Raw genomic sequence first — 18,766 nt, forward strand, 5'->3', positions numbered from 1 at the left:
AGCAGAGCCAGAAACGGACATTTTACATAATTCACATTAGGGTGAGTTTATAAAGTGCGTAAGTCCGAAATTATCCCAAATTATCAGATGTTTTCTACTCTATCTCCCCATCAACCGAGGTTGATGCTTCGCTGTACTTGGCCACCAGACTGGCTAAAAGTGGTAAATCAATCGGTTTAGAAATATAGTCATTTACTCCAGCTGCTAGACAAGTTTCGCGATCGCCTTTCATCGCCATTGCTGTTTGAACAATTATCGGAATCGTCCGATATTGCCGATTTTCTCGCAGTTGCTGTACCAACTTAAGACCATTTGCATCTGGCAGATAAACATCCATTAAAATCACTGCTGGGTCTAACTGTGTTAGAGCTTCCCACATCTGGGCAGCATTCTTAACCCAAGTCACTTGATATCCCAATTGATGTAAATAAATTTGCATTAAATCAGCGTTGGGTAAGTCATTTTCTACCAGCAAAATCTCTACAGAGGAACTAGGGGTGAAAAACAAAGGAGATGAGGAGTATTTTGCTCCCCCTGCTCCCTCATCTCCCTCATCTCCCTCATCTCCCTCATTTCCCTCATCTCCTCCCACTCCCGCTTCTTGCTTAAGGGGAAGTATGAGGGTAAAACGGGAGCCGCGATCTACTTCAGATTCCACTTTCACGGAACCACCATGAATTTCGGCGAGTTTGCGAGTCACTGCTAAACCCAAACCTGTACCTTCAACACCACCAGCGACAGCCTTGGCAATTTGGAAATAGGGTTCAAACAGTTGAGCCTGGTCTTGTTGGGAAATGCCAGTGCCAGTATCCCAAATTGTAAAATGCACAAATACACCTTTGGGAGCAACTTGTAAGCCAACACTTCCTTTACTAGTAAACTTTAGAGCATTAAAAAGCAAATTCAATAGCATTTGCTTGAGTCGTAAGGAGTCGGCTACTAGGGTTGTAATATCAGGTTCAAGTTCTAGGCACAGTCTCAAACCCTTATTAGCGGCTTTCTCTTTCACCATTGCTAAAACATTGATACACAGCAGTGGCACATCTACTGTTTCCCACTGCACTTCCATCTGATTTGCTTCAATTTTAGACAGATCCAAAATATCATTAATCAGAGCTAGCAAGTGCTTGCCGCTAGACTGAATGATATTTAAATACTCTTGCTGACGTTCTTTGGTTGGTTGGTACCCTTGGGCTAAAAGCAGGTGGGTAAACCCAATAATAGAACCAAGCGGTGTGCGAATTTCGTGGCTGGTGTTTGCCAGAAACTGATTTTTGAGTTGATTGGTGCGCTCCAATTCTTGATTATAGTTACTGAACTGTTGATACCGTTGCTGCCAAGATAAAATGTGTCTAAGTTGTACCAAGGCTGTAGTACAATGCTTGGCAGACCTTGCCATCAATTGTGATCTGAGTTTCGCTTGTAATTCTATGAGCGACTCACGATCAGAGCTTAGGGGCGCTGCGGCGATAATTAGCCAGCCCATGAGGTTGTCAGAATCATCAGCTAACCGCCAAGCGCTCGGCGGTTGTTGATTCTCAAGCTGCTGTAAATCTTCGAGTTCTATAACCTCTTGCAACCTCAACGGCAGCTTTTTCTCTGCTGTTAGCACTTCTAAAAATGGAGGTTGTGAGTTTGGGGAGGGAGAACAAGAAACATAGCAAACTGTGGCAACAGTTTCTTGTCCTTGAAATAGAGCAATGCCTACGGCACAATGCGTGAAAGCCACATTACTGCTGTCCAAAGCAATGTTAATCTCTTGAACCACAGTTTTAAAAATTTCTGCTTCTGCGGCTTTTGTCGGTCGGACAGTGTTACAAGCAGAAAGCAGGCAATCATTAAGGCAACTTTGCAACTGGTTCAAGCTGCTCTCCAGCCACAACTTGGCGCAAAGTTGCTGAATTATTGTCAAAGGTTTTGGCCTTGCATCTATCTGTGAGTTCTGGTCTGGTAAGCTTGAATACTGCTGCATGGTCAACTAGACCGCTGAACAAGTTTAGCTTCGCATAAAAATCCTAATAGGATTCTCTGTATATTAGCGGACAATTCTTTTTTATTTATAAACCATAACTTATGTTGTTATCAACCATAACTTATGATGTCGAACGATGTCGAATTTAGCAGCTAGATCAAAAAAATTATTATATGAATCACTCACCTAAAATTTTTTAAAGCAACTTAAACCTTATGGATACACAATTCGCCCAACTAATCATTAATGGGATTGCGGTAGGGAGCATTATTGCTCTAGCCGCAGTTGGACTCACTCTTACTTATGGAATTTTACGGCTATCTAACTTTGCTCATGGTGATTTTCTAACTTTGGGAGCCTATCTAACCTGGCTGATAAACACTATTGGAGTCAATATTTGGCTGTCGATGATCCTGGCCGCGGTGGGAACTGTAGCAGCAATGCTGTTATCGGAAAAGTTACTCTGGTCAAAGATGCGCTCTATCCGTGCTACTTCCACTACGCTGATTATTATTTCTATCGGGCTTGCCTTATTTCTTCGCAATGGCATTATTTTTATTTGGGGTGGCAAGAACCAAAATTATGATTTACCTGTTACTCCAGCTTTAGATATTTTGGGTTTAAAGATACCGCAAAATCAATTATTGGTATTGGGGTTGGCGGTGCTAGCAATTTTGGCGCTGCATTACCTGCTGCAAAATACCAAAATTGGTAAAGCGATGCGAGCAGTTGCTGACGATCTGGACTTAGCCAGGGTTTCAGGTATCAATGTTGACCGAGTAATTTTCTGGACTTGGCTAATTGCCGGCACTCTTACGTCATTAGGGGGCAGTATGTATGGGTTAATTACAGCCGTGCGCCCGAATATGGGATGGTTTTTAATTTTACCTTTATTTGCCTCAGTGATTCTTGGTGGCATTGGCAACCCTTACGGTGCGATCGCAGCAGCTTTTATCATTGGTATCGTCCAAGAAGTCAGCACCCCTTGGCTGGGTTCACAGTACAAACAAGGTGTAGCATTGTTGATCATGATTTTGGTGCTGCTCATTCGTCCCAAAGGTTTATTCAAAGGAACGATTTGAGCAGCACCACTCCACTTCTAACTATTGAATAATGTGGAAATAGTAGGCTGCTACCAGGAAATTGATAGCTAACAACAACAGTGCCCAGCCTGTGCGAAAGGCGTAGGGAGGTTTAGCTCCACTGTCGGCAACTGGGGAATTCTTAGCTTTAGCAGTCATAATGCGGTTCTCCTAATGTCAGGACTTTTTAAGAAATACCAAACTGGTGTACCAAATATCCAAATTCTTTAAGAATATTTGTGTGAAGTTGGGAATTGAGCATGAGAAGAGGCAGAGGGGCAGTTTTTGCTGAGGCAAGGGGGAGAATTAAAATTACCTCTTTTCCCTCTGCTTCCTGCTTCCCGCCTCTCTCCTACTCCCCACTCCCTACTCCCTCCTCTCCAGCATGATAGGAACTGCGAACCAGAGGCCCAGAACGAAAGTGGTTGAATCCCATTTCCCATGCTAATCTGCCGAGTTGATCGAATTCCTCTGGAGTCCAATATTTTTGGACTGGCAGATGTTCTAGAGAAGGACGCATATACTGCCCAATAGTCAAGCGATCGCACCCCACAGCCCTTAGATCAGCCATTGCTTCGACGACTTCATCGGTAGTTTCACCGTGTCCCAGCATCAAACCTGATTTGGTGGGAATTGTCGGATCAATTTCTTTGACCACAGCCAGTACCAAAAGCGAGCGATCGTACTTGGCTCCCCGGCGTACCGGCCCAGTTAACCGTCGCACTGTCTCGATATTGTGATTGAAACAAGCTGGTTTGGCTTTTACAATCATAGCTATCCGCAGGCGTTGACCTGACTCCCCAACACCAGCACCACCCCAAAAATCTGGGGTCAGCACTTCAATTTGAGTCTCTGGGTTCAACTGGCGGATAGTCGCGATCGTCTTCACAAAGTGGACTGCGCCCTGATCGGGCAAGTCATCACGGGCTACAGAAGTCAGCACCACATAACGCAATCCCAAAAGCTGCACCGCCTGTGCTACCTTTTGGGGTTCCTCTAAATCAATAGGCATTGGTGCATGACCTTTATCTACTTGACAGAAAGCACAAGAGCGTGTACATGTTGGCCCCATTAGTAAGAAAGTTGCAGTTTTTTGGGCATAGCACTCTCCCCGGTTGGGACAGCGTCCTTCTTCACAAATCGTGTGAATTTGGCGCTGCTTAATAATGCGTTGTACGGTAGAGATTTCACTGGCTTTGCCAATAGGGCGACGTAACCAGCTAGGCATTGCCGTAATTTCAGACTTTAGTTCGGCTTGTTGTGATGAAATCATAGACATCCAAGCAAGATGCGGATATAGAGTAGTGGTCTGTCAATTAACAAATGATGCATAAGATATAGACGCAGGAAGCGCCAGACGCAGGGACGCTCTTAATAAAGTCACCATGTCTTTGTGTCCTTGTGTCCTCATGTCCCTTATGCCCTAGATCAAAGCTAAAGCCTTAAATATCACCATGACACAAATTGAAAACAGCGCAAGCAAAAGTTTTGCAAAACACTTCTAGCAATGTCATTTATACCGAAATATACTATCCCCCAATTCATAGAAATTTTGTATATAGTGGGAGAATTCTCAAGGACAATCAGCAAAACCGCTATTTACACTTAAAGTTTCTGTTAGAGCAAACAGTCGTGGCAAGCAACAAGATTTTAGTTATCGATGACACTACAGTTGTCAGGGTAAAAGTACGAGAAATGTTGCCTCCGGGCAATTTTGAGGTACTGGAAGCAAAAGACGGTGTGGAAGGACTAAATTTCATCCTTCAGGAAAAACTCAGCCTGATTATGCTAGATTTCCTGTTGCCTAAAATGAGTGGCTGGGAGGTTTTTCAGCAAGTTCAAGCCCACCCGGAGTTAAGAAAAATTCCTTTGGTGATCATGTCTGGTCGCAAGGAAGAGGTGACCGAGAAAATCACAGAACCTTTTGAATATTTTGAATTTCTAGGCAAGCCTTTTGATCAGAAGCAACTAATTAGTGCGATTAAGTTAGCTATGACCAAGGCGAAACAGCCACGCCCCGAATTAGTCCCAGTAGCAGCAGGAATTGCTGTTAAAAATGGCACAAATACAACTTCTGGTGTCACCAATGGTACGGTAGCAACTCCTACTGCTGCAAATACTGCGATCGCAACTCCTACTGCTGCAAATACTGCGATCGCAACTCCTAGCGCTGGAGAAGTCTCTGACACAGAAATTAATGCGTTGAACGAGAAAATTGTCAAAATGCAAGCAGAAATTGATGGTTTGAAGAAACAGCTAACTCAGGTTGTGACTTTTATTAAACAAAAAATCAAGTAGCATTTGTACTCGTTATTATCACAGCCAAAATACCCCGTCTCTAATAACGCGTGTCCCATTAAAAGCGGGTAAAAATGGTTAGTTCAAAAACACTTATCTTGAAAAATCATGATTGACAACAAAATTCAAAAACCGGGAAAAATAACTAGTACACTGTGGCGAGTTTGACTACCTTTAACAAGGGATTTTGCCCCTTGTTAAGCCCCAAGTATTGTTAATTGAGATAGTAGGTGGATTTACGCCATGTTGTACTAGTAATTATCTGCGCCTCTATAAATTTTGAATTTTGAATTCCCCGTTTATGCAGCGTCTTCGCAGGAGAAGAGGTTGACAGTTTAGCAAAGCACTTCTAAACTCACTAAACCTGCCACAGTTTACTCTTAGGGTAAGGAGAACGGCAGGCTTTTTTGTTGTTTAGTCTCTTGCATCCAAAATCTGCATCAAAACTTGATAGCTAGTCCACAGATCGAAAGCAGCAAGAGCCAATATTTGCCAGATAAATTTGGTAGTAATAATTCATTGACCAAGAGGTTAAAGTGAAGTACCCATTCCAGAGTGTGCTTTTTCAAAATATCAATATGGTTATTGATCTGGGGTGAGTATGGGCATTATAAACTCGCTAAGAAGTAATTTATTCATAAAAAATGTATGTATTAGTTCAAAGCAAAAAACATGAATTATAGGAGAACAAAGACGATATATTTATTAAGGGTTGATAAAGACCTTTTTTAAAAATTTACTATATCCACATATTTTTTCAGTAGATAATATATGACTTACATCTTCATCATTGATATGTAAATATATGAATATTTCAAAGTTTACCTACTTGCTGTTAAATTTTTTTAGAAAAAATAACCGAAATTATCCGGAATTATAATTTTTTTGAAAAATAGTTATGGTTGTATGAACTCATAATAATACTCTTTATTAACTGAAAAAGTTAACTTGTGGCATCAACAATATTATTCTATATAGCACTACTTTTATAAAAAGACAAGGGTAATAATCGCTAATATCAGAGCGATCGCCTTCATGAAAGAGGATCTTCAACTTCAGTGAAAGCGCAGATTGCTGGTTAATTTCCACCCTGTAGCGATCGCCTCCGTGATTGCATAGGGCAATTTAGTATGAGAATGTTGCTGTTATCAGAGTTTTTGGGAACTATAGGATTGTCAGACTAGAAATTTCTCAATCAGTCTGCCAATAAAATAGAGGTGACTTAGCTGCGCTCACAGGGCGAATAGTGAACAAGTAACAAGGAGTTAAATTAATTTCAATACATGAATTATAAGAGAGTTATAAAAATGCCGAATGTACCAGAAGATAGTTTAATTTTAGTGGTAGATGATACTAATACTAATTTAAAAATGGTCTTTGAGATATTGACTAATGTAGGCTTTGAAGTTGCTACAGAGATGGATGGTAAAAAAGCGCTTCAACAGGCTGAATCTATACTACCCGATTTGATTTTATTAGATGTAATGATGCCGGGAATAGATGGATTTGAAACCTGTAAAAAGTTGAAACAAAATTCAGCAACTTGTGATATTCCAGTAATTTTTATGACGGCAAATTCTGATACAGATAGTAAGGTAACGGGTCTAAGTATCGGGGCAGTTGATTACATTACAAAACCCTTTCATGAAGAAGAGTTATTAGCTAGAATCAAAACCCATCTTCAATTACGAAATCTCACAAAAACTTTAGAAAAACGAGTTGCAGAAAGGACAACAGCGTTGTCTAGGGCATTAAAAGACCTACAAGAGTCTCAACTTCAGCTTGTACAGACGGAAAAAATGTCTGCTCTTGGTCAATTAGTAGCAGGAGTTGCTCATGAAATTAATAATCCCGTTGGTTTCATTCATGGCAATCTCAGACACGCTTCAGTATATTTCCAAGACATGATTAACCTCATTGATCTCTATCAGCTGCACTATCCTAATCCGGTTCCAGAAATTCAAGAGGAAATTGCAGCGATAGATTTGAAGTATATGCTTTCTGATCTACCTAATTTAATTTCCTCAATGAAAGAGGGTGTTCAGCGTATTCGCAACATTAGTACTAGTCTGAGAACCTTTTCTCGAGCAGATAGCGATCGCAAAGTTTCTTGCAACATTCATGATGGCATAGACAGCACAATCATGATCCTCAAATACCGCTTAAAAGCATCTAAGGATCGACCCGATATTCAAGTAATTAGAGATTACGATAATTTGCCAGAATTAAAATGCTTTCTCGGACAACTAAATCAGGTATTTATGAATTTGTTAGCTAATGCTATTGATGCTTTAGAGGAGTCTAATGTAGGACGCACCTATATTGAAATTGAAGCAAATCCCAACCAAGTTTTGATTCAGACTACCCTCAATGAAAACAAAAATCATATTTTGATTCGCATTAAAGATAATGGCATGGGAATGTCTGCTGATATCCAGCAAAAAATCTTTGACCATTTATTCACCACCAAGCCTGTGGGTCAAGGTACAGGATTAGGATTATCAATTGCCCGTCAAATTGTTGTCGAAAAACATGGAGGAACTCTAGAGGTAAATTCAGCAATAGGACAAGGTTCAGAGTTTATTATCAAGCTTCCCATTTAAGAATCATAGCAAATCACGTTCATCAATATAAAAGGTAAATTTATGTTCAAAGCAGTAGTAAGTCACAGTAACGATCCAGATTCTCTATCAGCAGTTGAAGAAGTTCTTCAGGAATGTACCAATTCTTTTGCAGGAGATATACCAAAAGCTAGGATTATTTTTGCTGCAATTGACTTTGAACATTCCCTCATTTTGCAGCAAATTGATCAGGCTTTTTCGGGGATTGAGTTGATTGGTGGGTACAGATCGCATTTATAACATTAGTAACAGCTTGCAAACTTTCTCTAGAGGAGATACAGAACAAAAAGTTCTCTTTAACCTTCATGAAGGTATTAACAGTACTCTCCTAATTCTCAAGCATCGTTTGAAAGCTAATAAGATTCGTCCTGATATTCAAGTAGTTAAAGATTATGGTAAATTTCCTCTAGTAAAATGCTTCCCAGCACAACTGAATCAGGTATTTATGAATCTAGCGGATTTATCCGTCAGGATAAACGCACGTGATTTATAAAATGCTTACTTGATAAAAATCTTAATTCAAAAATAGTTTTTGATGCTCAAGATTGGAACTCTTGCAGAAAAATGATTTTTATATAGATGCGTTTGCCCTAGATGGTTTGGTTAGTTTCATTTACCGTTACTAATTTTTTGGTTGCTCCTTTTTCTGGTTGAAGATATTCAATATTCATTAGTTTAGTTATTTTAAGATTTTGCAAAATTGCTATTTTTTAAGCAGGGCCAAGCATTGAAACTTCATCCCTTTTTTACCTTTTTTACAAACTTTTCCCAGATAATATGAATTCCACCTAAAACATGAATACTCATCAAAATAACAAATAAAATATAAAAGGAAGTCGCAATAATCAGAGTTAATAAAAAGTCTAAATTAATATTTTTTAAAATTAAAAATATAACTAGCATCAAAGTGCCGATTATAATTGGACGGCGAATAATTCGCCAAAAATTTAATGGAAATAAGAGAGTATAAGTAAAGTAAACATACTGGCCAAAGCCAAGAACAGTCATTACCAATGTCATTATAGCTGCACCTAGTAAATGATATTGCGGAACTAATGCCACACCTACCAAGCTTGCTAATATAGTTGTAATAAAGACTTCACGCAGGTTCACTATCTCAAAATGATTGGCTACAAGTAGATTGCACAGTGTGCGTATGAAGGGCAATAAAAGCAATGATACAGCAGTTATACTCAGAGCTAAACTTCCTTGAGCAAAACTAGGGGTATAGATAAAAACCAGCAAATCTTTACCAAAAAATAACAATCCAAGGAATAAGGGTAATCCCATAGTTAGTATAATTTCAATAAAGTTTTCAGCGATCTGCTGCTGCTTTTCCTGTCCTTGATTTGCTACTTTTGAGAGTGTCGGGAACATTCCTACACTGATACTGTTGGCAATAATCAAAAAGGGTTGTAGCACTTGTCCTATTCCACCAAAAAGACCAACTAAAAATTCATTTCCTAACAATGAAAGAATCAAGATTTGCATTCTGCTACTGACTACAGCCATTGCTTCAATAGCAACAAATGTCCGTACATTTTTAATTGTATTCCATACAAAAATTCTATCAATCTGCCATTGGATTTTGACTGACTGTGTAATAAAAATCCATTCAATTACCAGAATTAGTGTTTCTGAAAAAAATAGGATTGCCCCCACATATTCAATTCCATATTTCAGTTGCATCGCCCAAATCATTACGATTACGCGTCCAATGTACACTGGCACTGTAGCGATGGCAATCAGATGCATCTTTTCTTGAGCTTGAAAAATTGCCTCAGTAATATTGGAAAGTGCAAAAGGAATGATCGTGAAGCCCATGATGTAGCAAATCATCGAGGTTTTAGAGCTATAGGGAAGTAAAAACACTACAATTACCAAAGCCCCATAACTGAAAAAACTAAATATTAATTGCAACCAGCTACCACTTATTAAACAAACAGATGTTTTTTCTGGTTCACGGGCTAGTTCTCTGGTAAACAATACTTTTAGCCCTTGTGAAGCAATGCCCATAAACATATAGTAGAAGCTATACGCTAGTAGATACTGCCCTAAAGCCTCAACTCCTAGAGTCTTAGCAATAGCAGCGGTTAATACAAAGGCTGTAATGCTTTGTGCTAACCGATTGATCATCATTGATAGGGAATTACTTATAGCAGTAAACATTTGGCTCAGATACGAACGTGTGTACTATGAAGTTAATTTGCTGAAATTAAGAGTTATATATAATACTCGCTTACTGACTCTAAATATTCAGCAAGGTACTGTTGCTCGCAGAATAGCTGTCGAAGCAATAATACCTCGCAATGCGATTGCACTTATATAGCGGTGTGCAGTTGAGTGAGATACAAAAACTTTGCTGAAATGATTTGACAGCAAGGATTCTGGTATTCTCATCCAATGGATAGCATAAAAGTATTCTGTTTTTTAGAGCATCCCAAAGTATAAAAACTTCTGTTACAGCTAATTGATTAAGTTAATTCAAGGTTTGCTGACGTTGATATTTGTCTAATGAATTAGCATTCGCCGTTCCAAATACAATATAATGCTTTTCTTTTTTATAAAGCTAGCAATCTGCTCATGATCTTAAGGTTCATAAATAATGAATACAGAAGAGCGAACTATTTTTCCCTGCTTGTGTAGATATTCAAGAGTAATATTTACAGCATATATACCAGTATAAATAAATAATATACTTAGCATCCAAGATAATAATCTGGGACATGTAATATCAACAACTGGTTTATACAATAAACAAGCAAAAAGTATTAATCCATGAGCAAAAGTTAGTGATTTGATAATATTGAAATAGTCATAGCGTTTTTGACTTTCTCGATAAATACCTTGGACAGCTAGTGATTCCTATTTGAATCCCAACTTTAGCATGTTTAGTTAGACTAATTTAGTCTTGCTTAGAAGTTCTTTGTTTATTTACGCATAATTACTGATTAACAAAACTTGCAAATATATAATATAAAAAAATGCATCAAAAGTTTAATTTTCGTTACAAAAATTTACATATAGTGTTTCCCGATCCAGTGAGAGCCAAGCAATTTTAAGTTGCGTTAAGTTTTATTGAAAAATTACTCAAACAACATCGACAGACGGGAAGTATCGTAACTAGCGCTCTTTTATGTCTCTGCCAAGAGAAAAAAGATGCTGACCTAGAATCTTGTTTAAAGCCTTGTTTTATCAAACCAAAAAAAATCTTTGCTCCTAATCAAGCATGGAAAAACAAGGCTTATAATATTTTCTAACGAGAGTAATAAAACAGCGCTAGGGCGTGTCATCAATTACTTAAACTGAAATCAGAACTGCTAAAGAAGAATAGACAATAAAAAAACGATAAGACGCCGATAAGCACTACGAGATGACCAGTGGGAGAGAATCAAAGACCTGCTACCTGGGCGAGAGGGTGATGTGGGAGTTACCGCTAAAGACAATCGATTGTTTATCGAAGCAGTTTTATATCTTCCTTTTGCAGGTATCCCCTGCGTGACTTGCTCTTTCCCGATTCGGGGATTTTCGGGTGTGAATCAGCCATTTCAGTCAATTAATATTTAATTTCTCAAGATGTCAGTGAATGTTTGACAATGTGCTAAGTTTATTTTATAAGTAAAAAAAACGACCGTATAAGAGGATGTTTGAAAAGTCCTCTTGTCGGTATCAAAAGTTCTAGTTCTCTCTAAATCCCCCTTAAAAAGGGGAACTTTGATTCCGGTTTCCCCCTTTTTAAGGGGGATTATAGGGTATCTAAAAGTGCCTAAAGTTACAGAAAAACACTTTTCAAACAACTTCTAACAATCCGAATCACATCAGGATTCGGACTGTGGAAGTACTAAACAAGTAATGATGTATTGTAGTAATGAATGAAATACCAAATGGCACCAATGTGATTCTCTAACGACGTAAGAATTGGACAGGGTTTTTCGGACTAATCAGTACATACATTGTCTCAATGTTGTATTGTTAAATCGCTCAATGTAGCTCGTTTTTCCCGTCTTTTTTCTCACTGTTCGATGCCGCTTGCTCGGTAACACTGCCGCATATACAGGACAAAAATCGATGTAAGATCGCATACTGGCGATAGACCGTATTGTAAGGTATTCCATAACTGACGGGCAGAGGCTTGGTCCCGCGCCAATATAAATACCAACAATTTCGCCCGTGTCTGCATCGAGCGCTAACTAAACCCATTGCTTGTTACTCAAATTGTCCACAAATGACCGCAATTCATCGCATTGAATCGTTAAACTCCCTTTTTTTGGATGCCACTTGTACGCTTCGGGGCATTAACGTATATTTCTCATTCACGTAGTTTTCAGCCTTGGCTCAGAAACCTGCGTGGCACGAGCAATTCCTGCAAGTGAGATACGTGAGAGCAGCAGTTAGTCTATCAATTCTCGTGTCCCCAAATCAATCACTTTCTTTGGCGAATGCTCAACGAATTGCCGTCCGCATTCATGACACTTGAATCGTTGTTTCCCGTTGTGGATGCGACCATTTTTAACCCTTTTACAAGAAGCACAGTTTGGGCAGACAGGCATGGGTAAAGAGTAATAGCAATCACCTCTATTCTATCTATCATTCCATCTTAATCACTACCCAAAAAATTAGCAATGGTAAATGAAACTAACCAAATAATAGTCAGCGTCGTGATTCCTACGCGCAATAGACCACAAATTGTTGCAAAGAGTGTCATGACTGCATTAACTCAAACGCTGGAATCAATTGAAGTGATTGTGATCATAGACGGTCCCGATCAGGAAACAGTCAATGGACTATCTCAGATAGCTGATCCAAGATTGAGAGTAATAGAACTACCAAAAAATGTTGGGCCATCAGGGGCTAGAAATACTGGTGTGAGAGAGGCTAAAGGCACTTGGATAGCCTTTTTAGATGATGATGATGAATGGCTTCCAGAAAAATTGGAGCGTCAACTTGAAGTAGCAAATAATTCCCATTATGATTTTCCAGTTGTCGCCAGTCGTTTCATTTCCCATACTCACAAAGGTAAGTTTATTTGTCCGAGAAGGTTACCTAACCTCTCGGAACATTTAAGTGAATATCTTTTTGCGCGTAACTCCTTTTTTAAAGGAGAGGGCTGCATACAAACCTCAACTCTTTTCGTGAAAAAAGAGTTAATGCAAAAAATGCCTTTAGAAGAAAAATTTTACAGACATGAGGATTGGGAGTGGTTGCTTCGGGTTAGTGCTATCGAAGGTGTAGGAATAGAGTTTGTGCCTGAGCCTATGTCAATCTGGCATTCAGAAATGGGAATCAAGCGTTTAAGCAACATCAAGGACTGGCAATATTCCTTGGATTGGATTCGTTACAACCGCAATTTAGTAACACCAAAGGCTTATTCAGGCTTCATTGCAACAATTATCGCTCCTTCTGCATCCTTTGTAGGTGATTGGAAAGCCTTCTTTCCTTTGTTGGGGGAAGCTATACGATGGGGCAAGCTCCGACCGATTGACATATACTTGTACTTAACTATGTGGCTATTCCCTCAGCAGTTACGGCAGCAAGTTCGCTCTATTTTAGCCAAGAAAACAACTTAGGTGTTTTTCTACTCCAGGAATATGAATTAACCAAAATTGGTCGTTTCAAGCTTTTCTCAATATTAAGTTAAAAGATATAACAAACGCCTGTCTGCTAATTAGCAGACAGGCGTGTCCTATAGCACAAAGTTCTATTGAGTGAGACTCGGTTAAATCTTGGTAGTAGAATCAACTGAAGGTTGAGACTGACTAACCGAATCTAACTTTGGTACAAGCAGTAAATTTTGTGCTTTTAGATTACTGTTGATTGTTGCTTGCAAAATTGGGGTATGGGAGATGGAATTGTTAGCCAATGTAAACAGTGGATTTGACAAAATTCCTGCTATGGAAGTAGCAATTAATGTTACCACCAACCCAACTTGCAAAGGTTTCAGCCCAGGCAAGTCCCAACGCACTTGTGGATAATTCTTCACCGCGTCGGACATTTCATGGGGTTCTTTGACTACCATCATCTTGACTACGCGAATGTAGTAGTAGATGGAGACGACGCTGGTAACTAAGCCCAGTAAGACTAACCAATAAAGTCCTGCTTGCCAACCAGCCCAGAATAAGTAAATCTTGCCGAAAAACCCAGCCAATGGTGGAATACCACCCAAGGAAAGCAGGGCGATACTCAACCCCAATGTTAGGAGTGGGTCTTTTTGGTATAAACCAGAGTATTCGGCAATCTGGTCGGTTCCTGTCCGTAGTGAGAACAGAATGATGCAGGTAAAGCCGCATAGGTTCATGAACAGGTAAACCAGTAGGTAAAATATCATACTGGCATACCCTGCCTGTGTACTAGCAATCAAACCAATCATCACAAACCCAGCTTGGGCAATGGATGAATAAGCTAGCATCCGTTTCATGCTGGTTTGGGCTAGGGCGACTACGTTACCCAAGATCATGCTGAGAACGGCCAGAGCAGTGAAGACAAACCTCCACTCGTCAGCAACAAGGGGGAAGGCTGTTGTCAGTAAGCGGATGGCTAGGGCAAACCCAGCTGCTTTGGAACCGACAGATAAAAAGGCGATTACTGGGGTGGGAGCGCCTTCGTAAACGTCTGGTGTCCACTGGTGGAAGGGTGCAGCGGAGATTTTGAAGCCAATACCTGCGATCGCAAAAACGAGGGCAATCACTAAAGCTAAAGATTGACCAACTTTAGCTGTAGCAATACCATTAGCGATCGCACTCAGTTCCGTTTGTCCTCCAGATAGTCCATACAGCAGTGATACCCCATACAAAAATATTGCCGTACTGGAAGCTCCAATTAACAAGTATTTCAGCGCCGCTTCATTGGAGCGAGAGTCACGCTTAGTATAACCTGTCAATAAATAAGAGGAGATACTCAGGGTTTCTAGGGAGATGAAAATCATCACCAACTCACTAGCCCCGGATAAAAACATTCCTCCTAGAGTAGCGCTCAACAAAATAGCGATGAATTCTGCTAAAGCAGCGCCACTCTGTTCAATGTAGCTGATTGACATCAGTATAGTGGTAGCGGCAGATAAAGCAATGATGCCGCGAAAGACGATACTGAGGTCATCACCAATGAAAGCACCAGTAAAGGAGATGGGATTTGGCGCATCCCATTGGAAGTATAGGGCGATGATCGAAGTCAGCAAACCTGCGATCGCTAGATATCCAATCCAGCGTGCGGATGTACGCCCTAAAATCAAATCAACGATCAAAACCCCCAAGAGGGTGAGAATAACAATCCCCTCTGGTAAAATCGTTCCAGCATTTAACTGGGATGCAATATTAGCAAAATCCATGAGATGTATAGGTTTTGGCGATTAGACATTAAGGCTAACTCTGTTCACTCTAGCAAGTTTTCTAATTAAGAAACTAGCTCTTTTGTTCAAGAGCTTAACAGCTTGGGTAGAGATAGGCGATTGCACCAACTTCAGTGGCTTTCTCAGTATCTAAGAATTCACTGAACAGCTTTCCTACTTCTTTTTTAAGGTGTGACCTTCAGCGAATATCTTGATTACATAAATAATCATGCCACAGCCAGCGCGTTCGCGTAGCGTGCTGTAGGCGTTCGCATAGCGTGCCGTAGGCAATCGCCACGGACAAAAAGCTGATTAAAATTAATAAGGGCACAGCATTGCTGTGCCCCTATAGTTTTCATAACTACTAACTTTATTAAAAATCGACAGATGGCAGTTTGCCTTGTAGCGACTGAAATTTAGCTTTAACACAGTTTGCACAATTGCAACCAAGTTGATCAATAATCGGATTAGATATTTGAGTCAACTTTGGTGTTGCTAAATCAGGAATTTGTAGTGTAGATGCTACCGGAATAATTTGTGTAGCATATGCAGATTTCAGGCTGGATGCGTGTGCTGGATTGACTACCAACAGCATAAATGCCAGAAGGGCAGGACAGGCAAGTAAAATCAGTTTGACTATTTTCATAATTCTCACAAAGATACGTTTGCTGATACAGGATAGCTAATAAATTGCCAGGGTTCAACTTCAAGTAGTGAGTATTGCTTAACTACGCCCAAATCCTTGACCCCGCAAAACCTTTGACCAAACAACTAATTCGCCCTTCTCACCACCTGCGGCTAGTAACTTGCCTTGGGGATGCCAAGCCAGGCTAGAAAAGCCTCCTGAGACACCTGTGATAATTTGGGATACTTCCTTGGCTTGGTTCCACAAACACAACCAGCCGTCAGCAGCAGCAGAAGCGAGAAGGAAGCTTTTGGGTGCAAAGGCGATCGCATTGATCACATCTACATGATTAGTTAAGACTCGCGCTTCCCAACCTAAGGAATCATCCTCTAGCTTTTCCCACACCACAATACCTTCAACGCTAGAAGATGCCAGTATCGGCGCACCCACTTTGGTTGTAGCTTGTGACCATGCCAATTGGCGAATTTTACCAGGGAAGCCACGCATTACCCAAGGGTCAGGATTGTTCCATTCCAAAACGGTGACACTACGATCCATGTTGCCAGAAGCTAGGAATTTGCCATCGGGCGACCAAGCCATCGCTAGACTGACAGTAGTCGTATCCAAGATGTATGGTTCTTCATCCCAGTTTTGACTATGCCAAATCTTGACTCCCTTATAACCACTAATGGCTAAGTATTGTCCGTCAATGCGCCAATCTATACCCAATACTGAAGAGTTGTCGAAATTCAGCGTCACGACAATTTCATCAGTATCTGCATCCCAGACTTGAACGTAACGCCCTAAACTAAAAGCCAGTTGGTTACTAGTGTAATTCCAAGCTAGCTTGTCAACCCATGCGGGGGCATTTTCTAAAGTGGCGATTAATTCAGTATTCTGCCAAATTTTTACTTGTCCATTCTGTCCACCAACAGCTAAAAATTTTCCATCTGGCGAAAAGGCAAGACAGTCTACCGATTTAGCGTTACCAGTTTGTAAGGTTGTGAGTTCGCCATCATTCCACAGAACTACTTCCCCGGCGGCAGAAGTTGCTGCTAAAGTTTTACCTTGTGGCGACCAAGCGATCGCAGTTACATAATCTGAAAGTGTCCCCGAATAATGTTGTTCAAATTCCTTAGATTTGCTGGTTGTGGAGTTCATATTTTCTAAAGGAGTTAAAAGTTAGAAGTTAGGAGTTTTAAATTTTTAACTCATAACTCCTAACTCGCTTTTTATACAAGACACGCGAGAAAATCTTGCTTGAGTTGGACTGCATTAAGATTGCGACCAATGAAGACCAGTTCGTTTTTGGGAGTTTCACTTGGTTTCCAGGGGCGATCGGGTTTGCCATCAAATATCATATGCACTCCTTGAAACACAAATCGATTATCTTCTCCAGCAATATTTAAAATGCCTTTCATCCGAAAGATATCTGGCCCTTGGGTACGCAGTAACTCGGAAATCCAAGCATTTAATTTTTCTCCATCGACTGCACCTGCTTCTACTAAAGCCACAGAAAAGACAGTTTCATCGTGTACGTGGGTATCTTCGCCTAAAAAATCTGGATCAATTTCTAATGCCCGGTCTAAATCAAAGGCTTTTACACCTAATAAAGCATCCATTCCTAGTTCAGAATTTTGGGTACGGTAGATTTTTGCGATCGCATTCATTGCCCGAATCCGCTTTTCTAATTCATCCAACTCTTCCGGCGCTACTAAATCTGTTTTATTAAGTAAAATTACATCGGCAAAGGCAATCTGTTCTTGTGCTTCGTCTGCATCCCAATGCTGCAAAATATGCTTGGCATCTACGACTGTCACCACCGCATCTAGAGACAGTTGGCTTTGCAAATCTTCATCAACAAAAAATGTCTGAATCACTGGTGCCGGATCGGCTAATCCAGTCGTTTCAATTACTAAATGGTCAAATTTATCGCGCCGCTTCATCAAATTGCCGATGATCCGAATTAAATCGCCGCGGACTGTACAACAGATACAGCCATTGTTCATTTCAAATATTTCTTCATCTGCATCGATAATCAATTGATTATCAATACCCACTTCCCCAAATTCATTGACAATCACAGCAACTTTTTTGCCGTGTTCGTAGGTGAGGATGTGATTGAGTAGAGTCGTTTTACCTGCTCCCAAATAGCCTGTAAGAACAGTAACGGGAACTGAATTGTTGATTATGTCAGCCACCATACTCTAAATACCCCTTGCTCACTTTATGGATAATCATTATCACCCATGATAAGACTTTTTATATTTTTGTGTGAACTTACTGTTTTTTTTGGGTTTCAGCAAAATCATCACATAATTTCATTAAGAAACATTTTATTTTTCTGCATCTGTAATAAGTAATAAATATTCGCAAGTTGGCGTAGCCTAGTATAAATATTGCATACAAGCCGCTGAGACCTCAACTGTTCTTGGCTTTGATATAGTCTATCTATTAGCGATTTTCATTGTTTTATCCGGGCTACTTTTCTGCAACAACAAGCATTTCGTAATCTTCAGTGGTTAGTTTATTATTACGGCTGAAAGCCCCTAAATGGCAGCCAAAAATTCCTATTTTGGTAAAACCAATCGATTTAAGCAGCCAGTTAATTTCCGGGGGACTATAATATCTTTCATTACATTTCAAAACTCTTTTATTACCCAAATCATCAATTGTTTCATAAACGGAATGATCGCGGAAAGTCATCAAATCAAAAGAGTTTTCTAGGCTTTTGGTTTCACCAGGATTGGAGTTAACGGGACTTAAACAAAAGTAAAAGACAAAAAAAGGTATAATGCTTAACTAGATTAGCTTTTACGTTATAAAAGCCTGATGAAAGAAACGACC

Annotated in this window: 15 protein-coding genes and 2 pseudogenes; 7 read left to right on the forward strand and 10 right to left on the reverse strand. The window is 40.0% G+C overall.

Annotated elements, in window-relative coordinates; translation table 11 throughout:
* Nucleotides 1–94: 94 nt before the first annotated feature.
* Nucleotides 95–1,972 carry a hybrid histidine kinase/response regulator HrmK gene (hrmK, locus tag V7K40_RS11140; protein WP_334959425.1) on the reverse strand — a complete coding sequence of 626 codons (1,878 nt, stop codon included), beginning with the start codon at nucleotides 1,970–1,972 and terminating at the stop codon, nucleotides 95–97.
* A 215-nt stretch (nucleotides 1,973–2,187) separates the two neighbouring features.
* On the opposite strand from hrmK, the gene V7K40_RS11145 reads away from it, so the two are divergent.
* Nucleotides 2,188–3,054 (forward strand): branched-chain amino acid ABC transporter permease, encoded by an 867-nt coding sequence (locus V7K40_RS11145; RefSeq protein WP_334959427.1) that lies wholly within the window; start codon nucleotides 2,188–2,190, stop codon nucleotides 3,052–3,054.
* A 21-nt stretch (nucleotides 3,055–3,075) separates the two neighbouring features.
* Here V7K40_RS11145 and V7K40_RS11150 read toward each other — a convergent pair whose 3' ends face one another.
* A complete protein-coding gene (locus tag V7K40_RS11150; RefSeq protein WP_104907558.1) occupies nucleotides 3,076–3,213 on the reverse strand; it encodes a photosystem I protein PsaX in 138 nt (45 codons plus the stop codon).
* A 193-nt stretch (nucleotides 3,214–3,406) separates the two neighbouring features.
* Complete coding sequence (gene lipA, locus V7K40_RS11155) at nucleotides 3,407–4,327, reverse strand: lipoyl synthase (protein WP_334959429.1); 921 nt, start codon at nucleotides 4,325–4,327, stop codon at nucleotides 3,407–3,409.
* A gap of 359 nt (nucleotides 4,328–4,686) precedes the next feature.
* Between lipA and V7K40_RS11160 the strand changes: the two genes are divergently transcribed.
* From V7K40_RS11160 to V7K40_RS11175, 4 genes are all read left to right on the forward strand, one after another.
* Nucleotides 4,687–5,352, forward strand: a complete 666-nt coding sequence (locus V7K40_RS11160; RefSeq protein ID WP_334959461.1) for a response regulator — start codon at nucleotides 4,687–4,689, stop codon at nucleotides 5,350–5,352.
* 1,307 nt (nucleotides 5,353–6,659) lie between these two features.
* A complete protein-coding gene (locus V7K40_RS11165) occupies nucleotides 6,660–7,955 on the forward strand; it encodes a response regulator (protein WP_334959431.1) in 1,296 nt (431 codons plus the stop codon).
* Nucleotides 7,956–7,997: 42 nt separating this feature from the next.
* The gene (locus V7K40_RS11170; protein ID WP_334959433.1) at nucleotides 7,998–8,213 is read left to right on the forward strand and encodes a hypothetical protein; all 216 of its coding nucleotides are present in this window, start codon (nucleotides 7,998–8,000) and stop codon (nucleotides 8,211–8,213) included.
* Entirely contained in the window at nucleotides 8,188–8,466 is a 279-nt protein-coding gene (locus V7K40_RS11175) for a hypothetical protein (RefSeq protein WP_334959435.1), read from the forward strand. The genes V7K40_RS11170 and V7K40_RS11175 overlap by 26 nt, the downstream gene beginning before the upstream one ends.
* Before the next feature lie 242 nt (nucleotides 8,467–8,708).
* Here V7K40_RS11175 and V7K40_RS11180 read toward each other — a convergent pair whose 3' ends face one another.
* On the reverse strand, nucleotides 8,709–10,112 hold the full coding sequence (locus tag V7K40_RS11180; protein ID WP_334959437.1) for an oligosaccharide flippase family protein: 1,404 nt from the start codon (nucleotides 10,110–10,112) through the stop codon (nucleotides 8,709–8,711).
* Between the two features lie 1,251 nt (nucleotides 10,113–11,363).
* Between V7K40_RS11180 and V7K40_RS11185 the strand changes: the two are divergent.
* Nucleotides 11,364–11,468 (forward strand): annotated as a pseudogene (locus V7K40_RS11185) (IS5/IS1182 family transposase); the annotation flags it as partial.
* Between the two features lie 346 nt (nucleotides 11,469–11,814).
* Here V7K40_RS11185 and V7K40_RS11190 read toward each other — a convergent pair.
* Nucleotides 11,815–12,523, reverse strand: a pseudogene (locus V7K40_RS11190) (IS1 family transposase).
* Between the two features lie 72 nt (nucleotides 12,524–12,595).
* On the opposite strand from V7K40_RS11190, the gene V7K40_RS11195 reads away from it, so the two are divergent.
* Nucleotides 12,596–13,540, forward strand: coding sequence for a glycosyltransferase family 2 protein (locus V7K40_RS11195; protein ID WP_334959439.1), 945 nt, complete (start codon nucleotides 12,596–12,598; stop codon nucleotides 13,538–13,540).
* Between the two features lie 149 nt (nucleotides 13,541–13,689).
* Here V7K40_RS11195 and V7K40_RS11200 read toward each other — a convergent pair whose 3' ends face one another.
* From V7K40_RS11200 to V7K40_RS11220, 5 genes are all read right to left on the reverse strand, one after another.
* Complete coding sequence (locus V7K40_RS11200; RefSeq protein WP_334959441.1) at nucleotides 13,690–15,294, reverse strand: NAD(P)H-quinone oxidoreductase subunit N; 1,605 nt, start codon at nucleotides 15,292–15,294, stop codon at nucleotides 13,690–13,692.
* A 373-nt stretch (nucleotides 15,295–15,667) separates the two neighbouring features.
* On the reverse strand, nucleotides 15,668–15,940 hold the full coding sequence (locus tag V7K40_RS11205) for a hypothetical protein (protein ID WP_334959443.1): 273 nt from the start codon (nucleotides 15,938–15,940) through the stop codon (nucleotides 15,668–15,670).
* A gap of 78 nt (nucleotides 15,941–16,018) precedes the next feature.
* Nucleotides 16,019–17,080: a hypothetical protein gene (locus tag V7K40_RS11210; RefSeq protein ID WP_334959445.1), complete on the reverse strand. Its 1,062-nt coding sequence runs from the start codon at nucleotides 17,078–17,080 to the stop codon at nucleotides 16,019–16,021.
* Between the two features lie 71 nt (nucleotides 17,081–17,151).
* Nucleotides 17,152–18,123 (reverse strand): GTP-binding protein, encoded by a 972-nt coding sequence (locus tag V7K40_RS11215; RefSeq protein WP_334959447.1) that lies wholly within the window; start codon nucleotides 18,121–18,123, stop codon nucleotides 17,152–17,154.
* Nucleotides 18,124–18,400: 277 nt separating this feature from the next.
* The gene (locus tag V7K40_RS11220) at nucleotides 18,401–18,625 is read right to left on the reverse strand and encodes a hypothetical protein (RefSeq protein WP_334959449.1); all 225 of its coding nucleotides are present in this window, start codon (nucleotides 18,623–18,625) and stop codon (nucleotides 18,401–18,403) included.
* Nucleotides 18,626–18,766: the final 141 nt, after the last annotated feature.

The organism is Nostoc sp. (genome assembly GCF_036917195.1).
In the GTDB taxonomy this organism is placed as follows: domain Bacteria; phylum Cyanobacteriota; class Cyanobacteriia; order Cyanobacteriales; family Nostocaceae; genus Nostoc.